The 20,771-nt window shown below is 51.3% G+C and carries 19 protein-coding genes; 8 read left to right on the forward strand and 11 right to left on the reverse strand.

The window, feature by feature from the left end; translation table 11 throughout:
• Positions 1-49: 49 nt before the first annotated feature.
• The 7 genes from atpE to asnC form a co-directional block, all read right to left on the reverse strand.
• A complete protein-coding gene (atpE, locus tag FDX19_RS01375; protein ID WP_000429386.1) occupies positions 50-289 on the reverse strand; it encodes a F0F1 ATP synthase subunit C in 240 nt (79 codons plus the stop codon).
• A 46-nt stretch (positions 290-335) separates the two neighbouring features.
• Positions 336-1,151, reverse strand: coding sequence for a F0F1 ATP synthase subunit A (atpB, locus tag FDX19_RS01380; protein ID WP_005121454.1), 816 nt, complete (start codon positions 1,149-1,151; stop codon positions 336-338).
• Between the two features lie 8 nt (positions 1,152-1,159).
• Positions 1,160-1,540, reverse strand: coding sequence for a F0F1 ATP synthase subunit I (gene atpI, locus FDX19_RS01385; RefSeq protein ID WP_045449005.1), 381 nt, complete (start codon positions 1,538-1,540; stop codon positions 1,160-1,162).
• A gap of 615 nt (positions 1,541-2,155) precedes the next feature.
• Positions 2,156-2,779 carry a 16S rRNA (guanine(527)-N(7))-methyltransferase RsmG gene (gene rsmG, locus FDX19_RS01390; RefSeq protein WP_137381314.1) on the reverse strand — a complete coding sequence of 208 codons (624 nt, stop codon included), beginning with the start codon at positions 2,777-2,779 and terminating at the stop codon, positions 2,156-2,158.
• 100 nt (positions 2,780-2,879) lie between these two features.
• Positions 2,880-4,769 carry a tRNA uridine-5-carboxymethylaminomethyl(34) synthesis enzyme MnmG gene (gene mnmG / locus FDX19_RS01395; protein WP_137381315.1) on the reverse strand — a complete coding sequence of 630 codons (1,890 nt, stop codon included), beginning with the start codon at positions 4,767-4,769 and terminating at the stop codon, positions 2,880-2,882.
• A gap of 372 nt (positions 4,770-5,141) precedes the next feature.
• The gene (gene mioC / locus FDX19_RS01400; protein WP_137381316.1) at positions 5,142-5,591 is read right to left on the reverse strand and encodes an FMN-binding protein MioC; all 450 of its coding nucleotides are present in this window, start codon (positions 5,589-5,591) and stop codon (positions 5,142-5,144) included.
• Positions 5,592-5,679: 88 nt separating this feature from the next.
• The gene (asnC, locus tag FDX19_RS01405) at positions 5,680-6,138 is read right to left on the reverse strand and encodes a transcriptional regulator AsnC (RefSeq protein WP_003023780.1); all 459 of its coding nucleotides are present in this window, start codon (positions 6,136-6,138) and stop codon (positions 5,680-5,682) included.
• A gap of 151 nt (positions 6,139-6,289) precedes the next feature.
• Here asnC and asnA point away from each other — a divergent pair, with 151 nt between their 5' ends.
• On the forward strand, positions 6,290-7,282 hold the full coding sequence (asnA, locus tag FDX19_RS01410) for an aspartate--ammonia ligase (protein ID WP_005121446.1): 993 nt from the start codon (positions 6,290-6,292) through the stop codon (positions 7,280-7,282).
• Between the two features lie 4 nt (positions 7,283-7,286).
• On the opposite strand, the gene viaA is transcribed toward asnA, so the two are convergent.
• Together viaA and ravA are read right to left on the reverse strand one after the other, a co-directional pair.
• Positions 7,287-8,738, reverse strand: a complete 1,452-nt coding sequence (viaA, locus tag FDX19_RS01415) for an ATPase RavA stimulator ViaA (protein ID WP_137381317.1) — start codon at positions 8,736-8,738, stop codon at positions 7,287-7,289.
• Positions 8,732-10,228 (reverse strand): ATPase RavA, encoded by a 1,497-nt coding sequence (ravA, locus tag FDX19_RS01420; protein ID WP_137381318.1) that lies wholly within the window; start codon positions 10,226-10,228, stop codon positions 8,732-8,734. The genes viaA and ravA overlap by 7 nt, the downstream gene beginning before the upstream one ends.
• A 331-nt stretch (positions 10,229-10,559) precedes the next feature.
• On the opposite strand from ravA, the gene kup reads away from it, so the two are divergent.
• From kup to rbsR, 7 genes are all read left to right on the forward strand, one after another.
• Positions 10,560-12,428 (forward strand): low affinity potassium transporter Kup, encoded by a 1,869-nt coding sequence (gene kup, locus FDX19_RS01425; RefSeq protein ID WP_048213793.1) that lies wholly within the window; start codon positions 10,560-10,562, stop codon positions 12,426-12,428.
• A 192-nt stretch (positions 12,429-12,620) separates the two neighbouring features.
• A complete protein-coding gene (gene rbsD / locus FDX19_RS01430) occupies positions 12,621-13,040 on the forward strand; it encodes a D-ribose pyranase (protein WP_137381319.1) in 420 nt (139 codons plus the stop codon).
• 7 nt (positions 13,041-13,047) lie between these two features.
• Positions 13,048-14,553, forward strand: a complete 1,506-nt coding sequence (gene rbsA, locus FDX19_RS01435; protein WP_137381320.1) for a ribose ABC transporter ATP-binding protein RbsA — start codon at positions 13,048-13,050, stop codon at positions 14,551-14,553.
• Positions 14,554-14,558: 5 nt separating this feature from the next.
• Positions 14,559-15,524: a ribose ABC transporter permease gene (rbsC, locus tag FDX19_RS01440; RefSeq protein ID WP_137381321.1), complete on the forward strand. Its 966-nt coding sequence runs from the start codon at positions 14,559-14,561 to the stop codon at positions 15,522-15,524.
• 24 nt (positions 15,525-15,548) lie between these two features.
• On the forward strand, positions 15,549-16,439 hold the full coding sequence (rbsB, locus tag FDX19_RS01445; protein WP_003023760.1) for a ribose ABC transporter substrate-binding protein RbsB: 891 nt from the start codon (positions 15,549-15,551) through the stop codon (positions 16,437-16,439).
• 141 nt (positions 16,440-16,580) lie between these two features.
• Positions 16,581-17,510, forward strand: a complete 930-nt coding sequence (gene rbsK / locus FDX19_RS01450; RefSeq protein ID WP_137381322.1) for a ribokinase — start codon at positions 16,581-16,583, stop codon at positions 17,508-17,510.
• A gap of 3 nt (positions 17,511-17,513) precedes the next feature.
• Positions 17,514-18,506, forward strand: coding sequence for a ribose operon transcriptional repressor RbsR (gene rbsR, locus FDX19_RS01455; RefSeq protein WP_137381323.1), 993 nt, complete (start codon positions 17,514-17,516; stop codon positions 18,504-18,506).
• On the opposite strand, the gene mdtD is transcribed toward rbsR, so the two are convergent.
• Together mdtD and FDX19_RS01465 are read right to left on the reverse strand one after the other, a co-directional pair.
• Positions 18,472-19,899, reverse strand: a complete 1,428-nt coding sequence (mdtD, locus tag FDX19_RS01460; RefSeq protein WP_137381324.1) for a multidrug transporter subunit MdtD — start codon at positions 19,897-19,899, stop codon at positions 18,472-18,474. The two genes, rbsR and mdtD, sit on opposite strands and share 35 nt — an antisense overlap.
• Positions 19,900-19,902: 3 nt before the next feature.
• Positions 19,903-20,607 (reverse strand): FadR/GntR family transcriptional regulator, encoded by a 705-nt coding sequence (locus tag FDX19_RS01465; RefSeq protein WP_048213796.1) that lies wholly within the window; start codon positions 20,605-20,607, stop codon positions 19,903-19,905.
• Positions 20,608-20,771: the final 164 nt, after the last annotated feature.

Genomic DNA, 20,771 nt, shown 5'->3' on the forward strand with positions numbered 1-20,771 from the left:
CTCTATCTAGTTAACGTTCTGATATTGCTCTTAATTCAAGCAACGCTTACTACGCGACAGCGAACATCACGTACAGACCCAGACCTACAGCGATCATCGGGATAGCATCCACCAGACCCATAACGATAAAGAACTGAGTACGCAGCAGAGGAATCAGATCAGGTTGACGCGCTGCGCCTTCCAGGAATTTACCCCCGAGGATGCCGATACCGATCGCAGCACCGATTGCCGCCAGACCCATCATCACAGCGGCAGCCATGTACAGCAGATCCATATTCAGGTTTTCCATGACAGTCTCCAGTTTGTTTCAGTTAAAACGTAGTAGTGTTGGTAAATTAATGCTCTTCAGACGCCATCGACAGATAGACAATCGTCAGAACCATGAAGATGAAGGCTTGCAGCGTGATAATCAGTATGTGGAAAATGGCCCACGGCACATTCAGAATCCACTGTGACCACCACGGCAACAGACCAGCAATCAGAATGAAAATCAGCTCACCAGCGTACATGTTGCCGAACAGTCGCAGACCAAGAGAAACTGGTTTGGACAGCAGGCTTACCCCTTCAAGGATTAAGTTGACAGGAATGAACGCCCAGTGATTGAACGGCTGCAGCGTCAACTCTTTCGCGAAGCCGCCGATGCCTTTCATTTTGATGCTGTAGAACAGAATCAGGATAAACACGCCCAGTGCCATCGACAGGGTGATGTTTACGTCCGCAGACGGAACTACGCGCAGCGCCGGCAGGCCCAGTATATGCTCAGCAATATACGGCAGCAGGTCGATTGGCAGTAAATCCATCAGGTTCATCAGGAAGACCCAGACGAAGATCGTCAGGGCAAGCGGTGCTATAACCTTGCTCTTGCCATGGTACATGTCTTTGACACTGCCATGAACAAAGCCGATTACCAGCTCAATCGCGGTCTGAAATTTCCCTGGTACGCCGCTGGTTGCCTTTTTGGCCACGCTACGGAACATAAGCAGGAACAACAGACCCAGCACCACCGAGAAGAACATGGAGTCAATATTGAGCGTCCAGAAGGTGGCTGGGGGGTTATGCGGATCTACCAGCGAGAAAGTACGCAGGTCCAACTGAAGGTTATTCAGATGGTGCCCTATGTATTCCTGCGGCGTCATATTTTCAGAAGCCATGATGCCTTTTACCCTTTGTTGTTAATTACAGCCGGTGCCAGTATCTGAACCACCAGCACCAAAACCCACGTAACGATCAGCGGTAAGAACACCGCCTTCAAAACCGCCAACGCCACCACAAGCAAAACCAGCATCGCTAACACCTTGAAGGCTTCGCCGAAAGCGAACGACCAGGCCACTCGGCCCTTTGCTGGTGTATGTGCCTGGTGACGCCAGGCAAATATCATAAACAACATATTAGGCAGTAACACTGCCAATCCTCCGCACAATGCGGAGATGCCCCAGAAAGGGTCTTTGAGGCTAAACAGCAATCCACTTGCTATTACCGCCAGAAGCTGTGTGAGCAAAAGCTTACGAGCAACGTTTCGACTCAAGAGCGACATAGACATCACGTTTTTACTCCTGCTCCCTTCGAGGTATGCCGCGTGTCGTATAAAACGTTCTTTATGGCTTAGAGTCAAGCATCAAAAAGCGGTCAAATTATACGGTGCGGCTTCGTGATTTCAAACAATAAGTAGCTAAAAAGTGAATAAATGTTTAAATATTTTTCTCCAGGCCACATTTATTACTTTTCGGCAAACTGTGAACGATCATGCAAAACTGCAAATACCGCGTAAACACTGACGATAAAGCGTGCACCAGATCACATATTGAACATATTCACCTTCGCACAATTAATTTACGTGGCAAATGATGCCTTTTCATCTTTTTGATATTTAAGCGTAAAAACCGTCACTATTTTAGAAATAGACCCTAACAACAAAAAAACCGCTCATTGACATTTATAATAAATAATTAACACAAAACGGTGATTCTTAGATTCTATTTTTAGCAGACTGATATTTTCACTGTTGACTTGTTTCGCTTTTAACAAAAAACGGTACGTTATAGTTATGATGCAAAACAGTAAGGCAGAGGTGAAATGTAACACCACTTCCCCCCTCTATAACCTTCGGTATTTAACACCTGAAGGCCCACTTTTTTTCTGTTTTTTTTGATAAATATTAAATTTTGTTTGGCTTAATAACCACCAAATGACGCTCACCATCCAGTTGTGGAACCCGTAATTTTACAACTGATTCTACGCTGAATGCCGCAGGCAGTGTGGCGATCTCATCTTCCGGTAATTGCCCTTTTAAAGCATAAAAAAGCCCGTTTTGACCAGGTAAATGGTGGCACCAGCTCAACATGTCGTTAAGAGAGGCAAAAGCACGACTTATCACGCCATCAAAAGGTGGCTCGGAAGGGAATTCTTCTACCCTGCTTTGCACTGGAGTGACGTTATCCAGTTTAAGTTCATGTTGTACCTGACGCAGAAAGCGTACGCGTTTTCCCAGGCTATCCAGCAGAGTAAAGTGCGCCTCAGGACGCACGATAGAAAGAGGAATTCCTGGTAAGCCCGGTCCCGTGCCGACATCAATAAAACGCTCGCCCTGCAGATGGGGGGCGACAACAATGCTGTCCAGAATATGGCGCACCAGCATTTCGTTGGGATCCCGCACCGATGTCAGGTTGTACGCTTTATTCCATTTGTGCAGCATATCGACATACGCAATCAGCTGATTTTTCTGGTGATCGGTAAGAGAAATACCAGCATCAGCCAGCAGACGAGAGAGTTTGTTGAGCACGGTCGTTACCTGTTAATAATCAATTACCCGCTACGCTATAGCTTATCGGGTCGACAAATTTGCAGGGCGGGTAAGTTAAGCCCCCGCCCAAATAGAGTGACTAAGCGCTACGGCGCAGCATACCTTGTTTTTTCAGCCAAACCAGCAGAATGGAGATGGCGGCAGGCGTGACACCAGAAATGCGCGATGCCTGGCCGATTGACACCGGTTTGTGATCGTTCAACTTGGCAATAACTTCATTCGACAAACCGGAAACCTGACGATAATCCAGAGTCGCAGGCAGCAACGTGTTCTCGTTACGCTGTTGTCTTTCGATTTCATCCTGCTGACGGGCGATATAACCTTCGTACTTAACCTGGATCTCAACCTGTTCAGCCGCCTGAGGATCATCAAGCGCTGGTGCAAATACAGACAATGACGTCAGCTGTGCATAGGTCATGTCCGGACGACGCAGCAGATCTTCACCACTGGCCTCGCGTGACAGGGGCGTTGCCAGGTGCGCGTTCACTTCCGCGGCAGATTCAGCAAGCGGGTTCACCCAGGTCGATTTCAGACGCTGGCGTTCTTGTTCGATGCGTTCCAGTTTTTCATTGAAGCGCGCCCAACGCTCATCCCCCACCAGACCCAGTTCACGACCAATTTCGGTCAGACGGAGATCGGCGTTATCTTCGCGCAGCATCAAACGGTATTCTGCGCGCGAAGTAAACATGCGGTACGGTTCTTTGGTTCCCAGCGTACACAGGTCATCCACCAGCACACCAAGATAGGCCTGAGAACGCGCAGGTGCCCACCCCTCTTTGTCAGCGGACAAGCGTGCGGCGTTCAGACCCGCCAGCAAGCCTTGCGCGGCGGCTTCTTCATAACCGGTTGTCCCGTTAATCTGGCCTGCAAAGAACAGGCCCTGAATGAACTTGCTTTCCAGAGTGGGCTTCAGATCGCGTGGATCGAAGAAATCATACTCAATAGCATAGCCAGGACGGACAATTTTGGCATTTTCCATCCCCTGCATAGAGCGGACAATTTGCATCTGCACGTCAAACGGCAGGCTGGTGGAAATACCGTTCGGGTAAATTTCGTTAGACGTCAGTCCTTCCGGTTCAAGGAAGATCTGGTGCTGGTTCCGGTCGGCAAAGCGCATCACTTTGTCTTCGATCGACGGGCAGTAACGTGGGCCGATACCTTCGATCACGCCGGCATACATCGGGCTACGATCGAGGTTATTACGGATCACGTCATGGGTTTTCTCGTTAGTATGCGTGATGTAGCACGGCATCTGGCGTGGATGTTGAGAAACATTGCCAAGGAACGAAAAGACCGGCATTGGGTTATCGCTGTTTTGCTGGCCAAGTACACTGAAATCGATGGTACGCGCATCGATACGCGGCGGTGTGCCGGTTTTCAGACGGCTAACGCGCAGCGGTAGCTCACGCAGGCGACGTGACAGTGGGATAGACGGCGGATCGCCAGCACGGCCACCGCTGTAGTTGTCCAGGCCAATGTGAATTTTCCCGTCGAGGAAGGTCCCTACGGTTAATACAACCGCTTTGGCACGGAACTTCAGACCCATCTGAGTCACTGCACCGACAACACGATCGTTTTCAACAATCAGATCTTCAACCGCTTGCTGGAAGATCATCAGATTCGGCTGGTTCTCCAGTGCGGTACGTACCGCCTGACGATAGAGCACGCGATCCGCCTGAGCACGGGTGGCGCGAACGGCCGGGCCTTTGCTGGCGTTTAGTATCCTAAACTGGATACCAGCATGGTCAATTGCGGTTGCCATCAGGCCGCCAAGCGCATCCACTTCTTTTACCAGGTGTCCCTTCCCAATGCCGCCAATCGCCGGGTTGCAGCTCATCTGTCCCAGAGTGTCGATATTGTGTGTCAACAGCAGGGTCTGCTGACCCATTCGCGCCGCGGCCATTGCAGCCTCGGTGCCTGCATGACCCCCGCCAATGATGATGACGTCAAAAGGATCCTGATAAAACATGGTAATTGCCTCGCATAACGCGGTGTGAAAATGGATTGAAGCCCGGGCCGTGGATTCTACTCAACTTTAGTCGATGGAGAAAGACCTCGGATCCTGGGTATTAAAAAGAAGATCTTTTTATTTAGAGATCTGTTTTATTGTGATCTCTTATTAGGATCGCAACTATCTGTGGATAAGGGCGATCCTTTGAATAAGATCAACGGGTTGTTGAGGATCATTAGCTGTGAATGATCGGTGATCCTGGTCCGTATAAGCTGGGATCAGAATGAAGGGTTATACACAACTCAAAAACTGAACAACAGTTATTCTTTGGATAACTACCGGTTGATCCAAGCTTTTAACCAGAGTTATCCACATAAAAAAGTACGATCTTTACAAATCTCTGAGCAATGGATGCCAGGATCCCAACCAAATTTCAGCCGGATCTTCCGGAATCTCATGTTCCAGTACGTTGATCCTGAGCGTTTCACCGATCTGTTTCGCCCCGCAGACCTTCAGTTCAGCTTCCAGCTTGTCAATCGCACCGCAGAACGTGTCATATTCGCGGCTACCAATGCCGATGGCACCAAAGCGTACCTGCGAAAGATCCGGTTTCTGCTCGCGCAATGCGTCATATAAAGGTTGCAGGTTATCAGGAATGTCTCCCGCACCGTGCGTTGAGCTGATTACCAGCCAAATCCCTTGAGTTGGAACCTCGTCGAGCATCGGTCCATGCAGTATTTCGCTGGAAAAACCGGCGTCATCCAGCTTTTCCGCCAGATGTTCTGCTACATATTCCGCACTGCCAAGCGTGCTGCCGCTGATAAGAGTGATATCTGCCATTGATCGCTACCTCGATGAAGAGGCAGCATTGTACGCTGTGAGCGAGTTGGGATCTACCTGTGGAAAACCAGGGGATTAAAAAAAGCGATCAGGGCTTGATGGTACGCATGATCGGGTTCTGCAAGACGATCAAGGTTTCGGTAGACTGAATTTCATCAATTGTTTGGATCTTGTTGATAAGTACCTGCTGCAGGGCATCGATAGATTTACACATCACCTTAATAAAGATGCTGTAGTGCCCGGTGGTGTAATACGCCTCGGTTACTTCATCGAGACTTTCCAGCCTGGCCAGCGCTGACGGATAGTCTTTCGCACTTTTCAGGATAATGCCGATAAAGCAACCGACGTCATAACCCAGTTGTTTTGGACTGACATCAATACGTGCGCCGGTAATAATCCCAGCCTGCTTCATCTTTTCAACGCGCACGTGGATTGTCCCTGGGCTGACGCCGAACTGTTTGGCTAATTCTGCGTAGGCGGTACGGGCATTTTCCATCAGGGCGTCAAGAATGCCGCGGTCCAGATTGTCGATCTGATAATTTTCCATAGGTTTTTCTTATGTAGATTAATGATTCACTCTATTTTAGACGTTAATTTTAACGAATCAAAATCTAAGTCGGCTTTTTGTTTGTTGATTATTGAATATTACCCTCATTCTGTTGCTTAATCATAGGCAACAGGACACAGGAGTAAACATAATGAAAACCGCTTACATTGCCAAACAACGTCAAATTAGCTTCGTGAAATCTCATTTCTCTCGTCAACTGGAGGAGCGTTTAGGTCTGATCGAAGTTCAGGCGCCGATCCTCAGCCGCGTAGGAGATGGCACGCAGGATAACTTGTCTGGCTGTGAAAAAGCGGTGCAGGTGAAAGTGAAAGCATTACCCGACGCTCAGTTCGAAGTGGTTCATTCACTGGCGAAGTGGAAGCGTCAAACGCTGGGACAACACGACTTCAGCGCGGGCGAGGGGCTGTACACGCATATGAAAGCCCTGCGTCCGGATGAGGACCGTCTCTCTCCGCTTCACTCGGTCTATGTTGACCAGTGGGACTGGGAGCGCGTGATGGGTGACGGTGAGCGTCAATTCTCCACTCTGAAAAGCACAGTAGAGGCTATCTGGGCGGGAATTAAGGCAACCGAAGCTGCGGTAAGCAAAGAATTTGGTCTGGCACCGTTCCTGCCAGAGCAGATCCACTTTGTGCATAGCCAGGAGCTGTTATCTCGCTACCCGGATCTTGATGCAAAAGGTCGTGAACGTGCGATCGCAAAAGAGCTGGGCGCGGTGTTCCTGGTCGGGATCGGCGGCAAACTTAGCGACGGCCACCGTCATGACGTTCGTGCTCCGGATTATGATGACTGGAGTTCCGCTTCCGAGCTGGGCCATGCTGGTCTGAACGGTGATATCCTGGTGTGGAACCCTGTTCTGGAAGATGCGTTTGAACTGTCTTCGATGGGGATCCGCGTGGATGCCGATGCGCTGAAACACCAGCTTGCTCTGACCGGTGATGAAGATCGCCTGAGTCTGGAATGGCACCAGGCGCTGTTGCGTGGCGAAATGCCGCAGACCATTGGTGGCGGTATTGGGCAGTCACGCCTGACGATGCTGCTGCTGCAGTTGCCGCACATTGGCCAGGTTCAGTGCGGTGTGTGGCCTGCACAGGTCCGTGAAAGCGTCGCTTCTCTGCTGTAAAAAATTAACGCCGCCAGCGTCTGAGCAGGCGGCTTCGCATCCCGGTATCAAAGCGCCAGATATGATCGAAAATGCGCATGATGCCGGGTTTGCCGTGTGCTGACATCGCGACCGCATGAAAACGGTGCTGATGTACCCGCTGTAATTCCCCCACTTTGTTGACAACCTCATCGGGTAATCGCTGGGCGATAAAATCCGAAATCACCACCGCATCGGCATCAAACCATTCGCGACCTTGCATACGTTCAATAATGGCGCGAAAACAGCTGGCAATGTCCGTACCGCCGCGAAAACGCTGGCTTAAAAAACGGATTGCCTGCTCAATGCCTTCCGGACCGGATAGCTCATAGCGCACGACTTCTGTCGAAAATAACATGATGAAACAGCGGCGGTTATCGGCGAGAGCCACGCGCATCAGTGCGAGGCAAAAGGCTTTCGCACACTGTTCATTAAATCCGCCCATCGATCCCGAGGTATCGACACAGACAATAAACGGTCCACGAGGCTGCTCGTCAAAATCCTGGTGGATAACCGGCCGCTCTGTGACTTTCTCGCGCCAGGCTTCTCCATGCAGGCGGTATGTCAGGAGCTGTTTTTCCACCAGCCGCCGATAGAATTCATATTCCAGTTCGGTAATACCTAACGTGGCCAGTTCGGGGGGGAGTAAACGCAGGATATCATCACTTTGTTGAATGCCATCCACCTGCTCCGGGACGGTGGCCGGTTCACGCACCAGCGTACGGAATGTTTCCATTGGCGCGTCTTTACGCGGCACGGATTTCGCTTCTCTGGAGCGCCCCAACTGTTCGGCCAGTCGCTGAAGTTCGGGTTGTTGCGTCAGGAACTCACCGTATTTCACCATCAGCTGATAATCACCGCGCTTGATTTGGCCTGCGCTCATGTCCCACAAACGACCCGCTGCGTTGTCATTTTCCGCCAGCACAGGTTCCAGTTGGCCACTGAGCGTCATCCGTTCCTGCACTTCACTGAGCAACTGTTCGCGTTCTTCTTCCAGTAGCTGCTGATTAAGCGTGGTGGTTTGCACCACCAGGCTCAGGCGCCAGCGCTGGAGAAATAGTGTATGCAGTGCGGGCGTAAACGTACTGTTGTCATCGACCAGTTGCTGCGCTTGCCCAGCCCATGGTGAGTGGAGTCGGTGCAGGAGCGCTAAGATTTGCGGCAGCTGGACGATAAACTGCGGAGTGGAGAGGAGCTGACTTTGCTGATAGCACATAACCTCTTCTGTGAGCTCCGGCGGTACGTGGGTATCTTTGAGGCGGCTACGTAAAGCTTCACGCCAGCGGGGAACATCGTCAGTAATCGCTTTTTTTAGCCGGGGAAATTTTTTGAAAAAGACCGCCATCTGCGGGGAAGCCAGCAGTGCGATGATCATCTCTTCGATCATCCCCTCTTCGCCGACCGCCAGCATGATATTCAGCGTATCAAGGGTCAGCATTGTTGTGCCTGTCGGATCTGCGTACCGACGTCCTGCAGGCTGGCCTCAATGCGGCCTAACCAGTCACTATGGATAAACAGACATTTTTGCTGTTCACTAAATTCGCTGTGCTGCTGGTGCCATTCGTTGTCGAGCGCTTCAAGCTGCTGTTTTATCTCACTGGGCATGCCTTCTTCTGATGCACCAGGTAACGCCAGTCGAGAACCCTGTAAGCTGACGTCGCGTACCACCAGGTGCTGAGCGCTGTCGACTTCCATATTCAGCGTCTGGGCAAATCCGATACCGTTTAATTTTCCGCGGATCTCACCGCCTTTAGTCAGCCATAGCTCCAGAGCGCCGCGTTCAAAGGCAATATGGATAACTTCCATATCATGCAGCTTTAAGGGCTTTTGCAGCAGTAATGTCACGATTGAAGATGTGGCTTCCGGCGGTAAATCATAATGAGGACGGCGGCTGAACATGCCGCCCTGACGGATCACCGTGAAGGCCGTTTTATCACTTTGCTGTTGCTGTAGCTGGATGCGGCGCTGCATTATTGCCCCAAGGCGCGTCAACATTGTCTGTTGCTGCCAGGCGTGCCCGGTCATCAATATTTCGATTTGTTGCTGCATCAGATTCAGGCTTTGCGCGTCGTACCACAGGCAATCTTTCAGCAGAATAAGATCGATTGGTGCAACGGCATCGCGTCCGCTAAAGAAGGCGCTGGCCTGCAACAGGCGGATTGCCTTTTTCCAGCGACGGTCAGATACGTAGGGGGCGTTCGGTAGCGCATCCAGTTGCTGGCGCAGGGTGAAAATCAATTCAAATACACGATCGGGAAGCGTGATTTTGCCAATGTCTTTTTGCCACTGGTAGTACTCTTCATCCGTCACTTGTAACGTTGTTGGAACGGGGTTGTCACTTTCATCCTGCTGGCTTAACAGCATGGAGCGGAAATTGGCCTTGTCCTGGACTTTATCCAGCCACAGGCGAATCAGCATACGGTCGTACAATGCTTCCAGGCTGCTGTCCGCTTCAGGTAGTTCGTTGGAGGCCGCGACCAGCAGGCGCATCGGGATTTTCTCCTCGTGTGCGCCGTTGCGGAAGTGGCGTTCGTTAATGGCGGTCAGCAGGGTGTTGAGAATGGCCGGGCCTGCTTTCCAGATTTCATCGAGAAAAACAATTTCGGCTTCAGGAAGATAGCCTGCTGTTAAGCGCTCATAGCGACCTTCGTCTTTAAGCGCCTGAATGGATAGCGGGCCAAAGACCTCTTCAGGTGTCGAGAAGCGCGTCATCAGATATTCGAAAGCACGGGCATTTTTAAAGGCAAACTTCAGTCGGCGAGCGATTAAGCTTTTCGCGATCCCTGGAGGGCCTAATAAGAAGACGCTCTCGCCGCTGAGCGCGGCCAGCAGACAAAGGCGAATGGCGTGGCTACGTTCATAAAGTCCCTTTTCCAGCGCATTGCTCAGACGGGAAATTCTTTCCGCTAATAAATGTGGGTGAGCCATAATGAAGTGGCGTCCTTTCGCCAAATGTACCGCGTTAAACAGCGAGTATAGATGTTTAGCCCCTGGGCTGTAATAGACTGAAGGCGCGTTTATTTTTCTTTGAGCCAGATTAATCTGGTCTCATTTAGGGGTACGATTTTGCGATTAATCGTGCATACTGTGCGCCTTTTTGTGGGCCAAGGGACGACGCACACATTTCTTATATATACACCATATCAATCAAGCTGCACCAAGGCGGCAATGGAGTTATTCCCTGGGATGGGCGGAATAACGAATGCAGCCAACGCGGAGGTAGCCTGAACGATGATGTGTATAAACGAAAGACGAGTCTATGAGCACTGATAATAAGCAATCATTGTCTGCGATTACCCTCGCGGCCATTGGGGTTGTCTACGGTGATATTGGTACCAGCCCACTTTATACGCTTCGTGAATGTTTGTCCGGGCAGTTTGGTTTTGGCGTTGAACGTGATGCCGTGTTTGGTTTTCTCTCGCTGATTTTCTGGCTGCTGATCCTGGTTGTTTCCGTTAAATATCTGTCATTTGTTATGCGTGCTGATAACGCCGGGGAAGGCGGGATCCTGACGCTGATGTCGTTGGCCGGGCGTAATACGTCGGCGCGAACGACCTCGATGCTGGTGATTATGGGATTGATTGGCGGCAGCTTTTTCTATGGCGAGGTGGTGATTACGCCAGCCATTTCGGTGATGTCGGCGATTGAAGGTCTGGAGATTATTGCTCCACAGCTGGATACCTGGATTGTTCCTCTCTCTATTATCGTACTTACCCTGCTGTTTTTGATTCAAAAACACGGTACCGGCATGGTCGGTAAGCTGTTTGCGCCGATTATGCTGATATGGTTCCTGGTACTTGCCGTGCTGGGTGTACGCAGCATTATTGCGAATCCGGAAGTGTTGCATGCCCTAAATCCGTATTGGGCTGTTCATTTCTTCCTGGAATTCAAAACGCTGTCCTTTATTGCGCTGGGCGCGGTGGTGCTGTCGATTACCGGTGTTGAAGCGTTGTATGCGGATATGGGCCACTTCGGTAAGTTACCGATTCGCCTGGCATGGTTCTCCGTCGTATTGCCTTCGCTGGTGTTGAATTATTTTGGTCAGGGTGCGTTGCTGTTAAAGCATCCCGAAGCGATCAAAAACCCGTTCTTCCTGCTGGCGCCGGACTGGGCGTTGATACCGCTGCTGATTCTTGCCGCGCTGGCAACGGTTATCGCCTCTCAGGCGGTGATCTCCGGCGTATTCTCACTGACGCGCCAGGCTGTGCGTCTGGGGTATTTATCGCCGATGCGGATTATCCATACTTCAGAAATGGAATCGGGTCAGATCTATATTCCTTTCGTAAACTGGATGCTTTATTTCGCCGTGGTTATCGTGATCGTGAGCTTTGAGCACTCCAGTAATCTGGCTGCTGCGTACGGTATTGCGGTAACGGGAACGATGGTACTGACGTCCATTCTGTCGACGACCGTGGCGCGGCAAAACTGGCACTGGAATAAATACTTCGTCTTCCTGATCCTGGTTGCGTTCCTGTGCATCGATGTTCCGTTGTTCTCTGCAAACCTCGATAAGCTCGTTTCAGGCGGCTGGTTGCCGCTCTCGCTGGGTCTGGTGATGTTCACGATTATGACGACCTGGAAAAGCGAACGCTTCCGTCTGCTGCGTCGTATGCATGAGCACGGTAACTCTCTGGAGGCGATGATTGCCTCGCTGGAGAAATCCCCACCGGTGCGCGTGCCAGGAACGGCGGTGTATATGTCCCGTGCGTTGAACGTCATCCCGTTTGCGCTGCTGCATAATCTCAAACACAACAAAGTGTTGCATGAACGCGTTATTCTGCTGACGCTGCGCACGGAAGACGCACCCTATGTACACAATGTACGTAGAGTACAGATTGAGCAGTTATCGCCTACCTTCTGGCGCGTGGTGGCCAGTTATGGCTGGCGTGAAACGCCAAACGTTGAAGAAGTGTTCCACCGCTGTGGTCTGGAAGGCTTAAGTTGCCGGATGATGGAAACCTCCTTCTTTATGTCGCATGAGTCGCTGATTGTTGGCAAACGGCCATGGTATTTGCGCCTGCGCGGTAAGCTGTATTTGCTGTTGCAGCGTAACGCGCTACGTGCGCCGGACCAGTTTGAAATTCCGCCTAACCGGGTTATTGAACTCGGTACTCAGGTCGAGATTTAATGTTGCGAACGCCCTCTTTCATTGTGAAAGGGGGCGTTTTGTTTGGCCCCTCTCAGTTTTCTTTTCATCTCATGACAATCCTTGCGAAACGTTTCGATGGCGATCACATTTTCGTAACCTCGCGGTGGTTTTCTGTGCACCCTTCAGACTAAACTTATCGTCAGCGAAACGTTTCGCTAGTGGGGAAAGAAAATGAAGAAAGGCACGGTACTCAACTCTGAAATTTCATCGGTGATCTCCCGTCTGGGGCATACCGATACGCTGGTGGTATGTGATGCGGGTTTACCCATCCCGAATAGCACAGCCCGTATCGATATGGCATTAACCCAGGGCGTACCTTCTTTTATGCAGGTATTGGATGTGGTCACGCGTGAAATGCAGGTCGAGGCGGCCATTCTCGCGACGGAAATTAAACAACATAATCCGCAACTCCACGAAACGTTGCTCAACCACATTGAGCAACTGCAGCAACACCAGGGAAACACCATAGAAATTCGTTACACCACGCATGAACATTTCAAAAAACAAACCGCAGACAGTCAGGCGGTAATTCGCAGCGGAGAGTGTTCTCCGTATGCGAATATTATTCTTTGTGCTGGCGTCACGTTCTGAGGCCATCATGAACGCATTACTGCAACTCAAAGGGATCGACAAAGCGTTCCCCGGCGTAAAAGCGCTATCTGGCGCCGCATTGAATGTCTATCCAGGTCGCGTAATGGCGCTGGTAGGCGAAAACGGCGCGGGCAAATCCACCATGATGAAAGTACTGACCGGTATCTATACCCGTGATGCCGGTTCTTTATTATGGTTGGGGAAAGAAACCACCTTCAACGGACCAAAATCCTCCCAGGAAGCCGGGATTGGCATTATTCACCAGGAGCTGAACCTGATCCCGCAACTCACCATCGCTGAGAACATTTTTCTTGGTCGTGAGTTTGTAAATCGCTTTGGCAAAATAGACTGGAAGAAGATGTATGCCGAAGCCGATCTGCTGCTTGCCAAACTCAATCTGCGCTTTAAAAGCGACAGGCTGGTGGGTGAGTTGTCGATTGGCGATCAGCAGATGGTTGAAATTGCCAAAGTGCTGAGCTTTGAATCGAAGGTCATCGTGATGGATGAACCGACCGACGCCCTTACCGATACCGAAACCGAATCTCTGTTCCGCGTGATCCGCGAACTTAAATCGCAGGGGCGTGGCATCGTCTATATCTCCCACCGTATGAAAGAGATCTTCGAGATTTGCGATGACGTGACCGTTTTCCGCGACGGGCAGTTTATTGCCGAGCGTGAAGTTGCCTCGTTAACCGAAGATTCGCTGATTGAAATGATGGTGGGACGTAAGCTGGAAGATCAGTACCCGCGTCTGGATAAAGCGCCGGGTGATGTACGCCTGAAAGTCGATAACCTGTGCGGCCCAGGGGTGAACAGTGTTTCATTCACGCTGCGCAAAGGCGAGATCCTTGGGGTATCGGGCCTGATGGGGGCCGGGCGAACCGAATTGATGAAAGTCCTGTACGGTGCACTGCCGCGTACCAGCGGTTACGTCACACTGGATGGCCATGAAGTGGTTACCCGTTCGCCGCAGGATGGCCTGGCTAACGGTATCGTCTATATTTCTGAAGACCGCAAACGCGATGGTTTAGTGCTGGGCATGTCGGTGAAAGAGAACATGTCGTTAACTGCACTGCGCTATTTCAGCCGCGCTGGTGGAAGCCTGAAGCATAAAGATGAGCAGCAGGCGGTAGGTGATTTTATCCGTCTGTTCAATGTGAAAACGCCATCGATGGAACAGGCTATCGGCCTGCTTTCTGGCGGTAACCAGCAGAAAGTGGCGATTGCACGCGGTTTGATGACCCGACCCAAAGTGCTGATCCTCGATGAGCCAACACGCGGTGTTGATGTTGGCGCCAAGAAAGAAATCTATCAGCTTATCAACCAGTTTAAGGCCGATGGGCTGAGCATCATTCTGGTCTCTTCTGAGATGCCAGAAGTGTTGGGCATGAGCGATCGAATTATCGTTATGCATGAAGGGCATCTCGGCGGTGAGTTCACTCGCGAGCAGGCCACTCAGGAAGTATTAATGGCTGCCGCTGTGGGCAAGCTTAATCGCGTGAATCAGGAGTAAAAAAGATGACAACCCAGGCTGTTTCTGGTCGCCGTTATTTCACTAAAGCATGGCTTCTGGAGCAAAAGTCGCTCATCGCTCTGTTAGTGCTGATTGCGATTGTTTCCACCATGAGCCCGAACTTTTTTACTGTTAATAACCTGTTCAATATTCTCCAGCAAACGTCGGTAAATGCCATTATGGCCGTTGGCATGACGCTGGTCATCCTGACGTCGGGTATCGATCTGTCCGTTGGTTCCCTGCTGGCGCTCACCGGTGCGGTTGCGGCTTCCATTGTAGGAATTGAAGTCAACGCGCTGGTCGCCGTCGCGGCAGCATTGGCGCTGGGCGCTGCTGTTGGTGCGTTAACCGGGGTGATTGTCGCAAAAGGTCGCGTACAGGCATTTATCGCCACGCTGGTGATGATGCTGCTGCTGCGTGGTGTGACGATGGTGTACACCAATGGGAGTCCGGTAAATACCGGCTTTACCGACAATGCCGATCTGTTTGGCTGGTTTGGTATTGGTCGTCCGTTAGGCGTCCCGACGCCGGTGTGGATTATGGGGATTGTCTTCCTGGCGGCGTGGTACATGCTGCATCACACCCGTCTGGGCCGATATATCTATGCGCTGGGCGGTAACGAAGCGGCAACGCGTCTGTCTGGTATCAGCGTCAGTAAAATCAAAATCATCGTTTATTCACTCTGTGGGCTGCTGGCTTCGCTGGCGGGCATCATTGAAGTGGCGCGTCTTTCCTCTGCACAACCCACGGCGGGTACCGGCTACGAGCTGGATGCTATTGCAGCGGTGGTGTTAGGCGGTACCAGCCTGGCGGGCGGTAAAGGACGAATTGTTGGGACGCTGATCGGCGCATTGATTCTTGGTTTCCTCAATAATGGTTTGAATTTGTTAGGTGTATCCTCCTATTACCAGATGATCGTCAAAGCGGTGGTGATTTTGCTGGCGGTACTGGTAGACAACAAAAAGCAGTAACAACGATTACAGGACATCTTAAATATGAACATGAAAAAACTGGCTACCCTGGTTTCTGCTGTTGCGCTGAGCGCCACCGTGAGCGCGAATGCGATGGCGAAAGATACCATTGCGCTGGTGGTCTCCACGCTTAATAACCCGTTCTTTGTCTCCCTGAAAGATGGCGCGCAAAAAGAGGCGGATAAGCTGGGCTACAACCTGGTGATTCTGGATTCACAGAATAACCCGGCGAAAGAGCTGGCTAACGTTCAGGACCTCACGGTTCGCGGGACTAAAATTCTGCTGATTAACCCGACGGACTCCGATGCCGTGGGTAACGCTGTGAAGATGGCTAACCAGGCGAAGATTCCGGTTATCACTCTTGACCGCGTAGCGTCTAAAGGCGAAGTGGTAAGCCATATTGCGTCTGATAACGTGCTGGGCGGCAAAATTGCGGGTGATTACATCGCGAAGAAAGCTGGTGAAGGCGCGAAAGTTATTGAACTGCAGGGCATTGCCGGAACGTCCGCGGCGCGTGAGCGTGGCGAAGGTTTCCAGCAGGCCGTTGCGGCACACAAATTTAACGTACTGGCCAGCCAGCCGGCAGACTTCGACCGTACCAAAGGCCTGAACGTCATGCAGAACCTGCTGACCGCACATCCTGATGTGCAGGCGGTATTTGCCCAGAACGATGAAATGGCGCTGGGTGCATTGCGCGCACTGCAAACTGCAGGTAAATCTGATGTGATGGTGGTTGGATTTGACGGCACACCTGATGGCGAAAAAGCAGTAAATGATGGCAAACTGGCTGCGACAATTGCTCAGTTGCCGGATCAGATTGGCGCGAAAGGCGTTGAGACTGCGGATAAAGTCCTGAAAGGCGAGAAGGTTCAGGCTAAATATCCGGTTGACCTGAAGCTGGTCATCAAGCAGTAATACCGATTCAGGCCGCTCGTGGCCTGATGGAGACATAAATACGCCATCGTTAGACCTGGTTCTGAAGATGAAAGCGTAAAAAGAAAAGCAGGGCACGCGCCACCCTAACCCGGTGGCGCACTTTGACTTGGAATACCTAACATGAAAACCGCAGGCAACCTCGTTGTTCTTGGCAGCATTAATGCCGATCACATCCTCAACCTTAACTCTTTCCCGACACCGGGTGAAACCGTAACCGGTAGCCAATATCAGGTGGCGTTTGGCGGTAAAGGCGCGAATCAGGCGGTTGCTGCAGGGCGTAGTGGCGCGAATATCGCGTTCATTGCCTGTACGGGGGATGACGATATTGGCGAAAGTGTTCGTAAACAGTTAGCCCGCGATAATATTGATATTGCCCCGATTAGCGTAATTTCGGGGGAATCGACCGGTGTGGCGCTGATTTTTGTGAATGCCGAAGGTGAGAACGTTATCGGTATTCATGCCGGCGCGAATGCTGCTCTTTCTCCGGCGTTAGTGGAAGCACAGCGCGACCGTATTGCTCAGGCGTCTGCGTTACTGATGCAGTTAGAATCACCGATCGAAAGCGTGTTGGCTGCGGCAAAGATAGCGCAGCAAAACAAGACTACGGTTGCCCTGAATCCGGCCCCGGCACGTGAACTATCCGACGAGTTGCTGGCGCTGGTGGATATTATTACCCCAAATGAAACCGAAGCTGAAAAGCTGACGGGGATCCGGGTCGAAAACGATGAAGATGCAGCTAAAGCGGCGCAGGCGTTGCACGCGAAGGGTATTCATACTGTACTGATTACCTTAGGCAGTCGCGGTGTGTGGGCCAGCGTAAACGGTGAAGGTCGTCGTGTGCCCGGGTTTAAAGTGGATGCTGTTGATACTATCGCTGCCGGAGATACCTTTAACGGCGCGTTAATCACAGCGTTACTGGAAGAGACTCCGCTATCGGAAGCTATCCGTTTTGCACATGCTGCCGCGGCGATTGCGGTCACACGTAAAGGTGCACAGCCTTCCGTTCCATGGCGTGAAGAAATCGAAGCGTTTTTAAGTCAACAGAGGTAACGCTTGGCTACAATGAAGGACGTTGCCCGCCTGGCGGGTGTTTCCACGTCGACGGTTTCTCACGTCATTAATAAAGATCGCTTTGTCAGTGAGGCGATCACTGACAAAGTTGATGCGGCGATCAAAGCGCTTAACTATGCGCCTTCCGCGTTGGCGCGTAGTCTCAAACTGAATCAGACCCGCACTATTGGCATGTTAATCACAGCCAGTACCAATCCCTTTTATTCTGAGCTGGTTCGTGGTGTTGAACGTAGCTGCTTTGAGCGCGGCTACAGCCTGGTGTTGTGCAACACCGAAGGTGATGAGCAGCGTATGAACCGTAATCTGGAAACCTTGATGCAAAAGCGGGTAGACGGTTTGCTGCTGCTCTGCACGGAAACACATCAGCCTTCCAGAGAAATCATGCAGCGTTATCCTTCTATACCCACCGTTATGATGGACTGGTCGCCTTTTGATGGTGAAAGCGATCTGATTCAGGATAACTCCCTGTTAGGTGGGGATTTAGCCACTCAGCATCTTATCGAGAAAGGGTTTACGCGCATTGCCTGCATCACGGGACCTCTGGATAAAACACCGGCGCGTCTGCGTCTGGAAGGGTATCGCGCGGCAATGAAACGTGCAGGGCTGGCGATCCCGGACGGTTACGAGATCACCGGTGACTTCGAGTTTGGCGGTGGGTTTGAAGCTATGCAAACGCTGTTGTCGCATAAAGATCGCCCGCAGGCTGTTTTTACCGGTAATGACGCGATGGCGGTTGGAGCATATCAGGCTTTATATCAGTCTGGGTTGCGTATCCCGCAGGATATGGCGGTAGTCGGTTATGATGACATAGAACTGGCGCGCTATATGACGCCGCCGCTGACAACTATCCACCAACCGAAAGATGAGTTGGGCGAACTGGCCATTGATGTGTTAATCCACCGTATGGCACAGCCCGCATTGCAGCAGCAGCGCTTGCAGCTTACTCCCGTTCTGATGGCGCGGGGGTCGGTTTAGGCTTATGCCGCTCTTTGATCAGATTGCGCCCATCTTTGGCTCTTAACAGCATAAACATCAGCGCCGATACGACGGTGATCGCGCCCATTGTAATAAAGGTATAGTGGAACTGTTCGACCGTATTGGTTCCTTCCATACCTTCGTAGATACGCAGAACCGCGGCGCTGATGGCAACCCCTAAACTAATAGACAGCTGCTGCGTAACGGCTAAAACGCTGTTGCCGCTGCTGGCGTTCTCATCAGTCAAATCTGCCAGGGTAATGGTATTCATCGAGGTAAACTGGGTGGACATCGCCATACCTAAAATGAACAGTGGCAGGATTAGCATCCAGACCGGCATGGCTGGAGACTGCAACGAGAACTGTGCAATCATCAGGCCGATGAACACCGTAACACCTACCAGTGTGGTCCGGTAGCCGAGTCGGCGCAGCACCTGCGTCACCATCGATTTCGCCAGAATGGAGCCCAGCGCTGTCGGCGCCATCATGCAACCGGCAATGAGTGCCGGGTATCCAAATCCTACCTGCAGCATTAGCGGCATTAAGAACGGTACGCACCCTGTTCCCAGGCGAGTAGCAAGGTTTCCGGCGATGCCAACAGAAAAGGTTCGCGTTTTAAAGATAGGAAGCGCAATCAGCGGTGTCGGATGGCGACGCGCATGGCGAATGTAGGCGAGCAGTAGCACAATGCTGGTGAGAATAATGCCAAGTGCGACCCAACTGGCAACAAGTTTCTCGCCAAACAACTCAACACCGCTGGAAAACAGCACCAGGCTTAGACCAAAGAGAAAGAAACCGGTCATATCGAAGCCGCGGCGTGGTGTGGTGAAGTTTGGCATATATTTGCGGGCATAGAAGATACCGGCTATGCCGATGGGAATATTTATCAGGAAGATCCAGTGCCAACTGGCCCACGTTACCAGCACGCCACCCAGCACCGGACCTAAAATCGGTCCAACAAGGCCGGGCATGGTCACGAAATTAAGTACGGGGAGCAGTTCGCTGCGCGGGTAAGCACGCAATAATGCCAGACGGGCAACAGGCATCATCATTGCGCCACCGATACCCTGTATCACGCGGAAAACCACCAGTTCACTTAATGAGCTGGAAAGTGCACAAGCCAACGATCCCAACGTAAACAGGCTAACGGCAATCATAAATACGCGCCGGGTCCCGAATCTGTCAGCCAACCATCCACTCACCGGGATCAGCATAGCGACTGTCAGGGTATAGCTGATAATGGCTGATTGCATGGCAAGCGGGGAGCGGTTAAGACTATGTGCTATTGCGGGTAAGGCCGTGTTGAGGATAGTGGCATCTAATGCCTGCATAAAAAAGGCCATGGCGGCTATCCATGGCAATCCAGCCATACTGCGCGATTTCTTTTCTGACATAGATTATTTATCCGGGAGCTCGTTCGGTGCTATCAGTAATGCCTGACAGGCGGCAAAGGCGCGTTCGCCATCGCTATCTTCGATTGCATCGACAATGGCCTGATGCAAATCCAGCTTGACCACATCGTTATAGGTAATCGACGTAAAGTAGGTCTGATAAACGGAATGGAACAATGATGCGAAGGATATCAGGAATGGATTCGCGCTCATTTCATAAATGTGCTCATGCCAGGCAATATCAACTTCAATCCAACGTTCGCGTCTGAAGTTTCTTTTCAGCTCGACCATCTCTTCCATTAATGTATTGAGATGGGCTTTCTGCTCTGCTGTACCAATCGTCGCCGCCAGTGAACAAGCCTGAGGCTCCAGGCTAATACGCATCACCAGAAAGTGTTTAATGACCTGTGGGAAATTATCTTCCGTCATCCACCAGGTGAGCAGCTCCTGATCGAGGAAGTTCCAGTTTGCCTGCGGCATAACGCGTGTACCAATACGTGGGCGCGGTAATACCATACCTTTAGCCGTTAATGTCTTAACTGCTTCCCTTACCGCAGTTCGGCTCACGCCAAACTGATCGCCCAGCTCAATTTCACCTGGCAGGATGGCGCCGGGTGCGTATTCACCTTTTAATATTCTCTGAGCCAGCTTTTCTGCCAGAACATAGGAAAGATTCTTTTGGGCAGCTATCTGTTGGGCATTTAAAGGCATGAATGTTCTTCCTTACGCTTTTTCTTATTCATTAGTATGCCATCAGGGAGTGTGATTGCGGCTGCAAAAACGGCAAATTGCTTATTTTATGGCATGTTAATGGTTGTTTTGGTGAAAAAACACGCAGTCGAAAAGTTATTTTAAATTTCCCCTTGTCAGCCTGA

The sequence above is a fragment of the Citrobacter sp. wls619 genome (genome assembly GCF_005281345.1).
In the GTDB taxonomy this organism is placed as follows: Bacteria; Pseudomonadota; Gammaproteobacteria; order Enterobacterales; family Enterobacteriaceae; genus Citrobacter.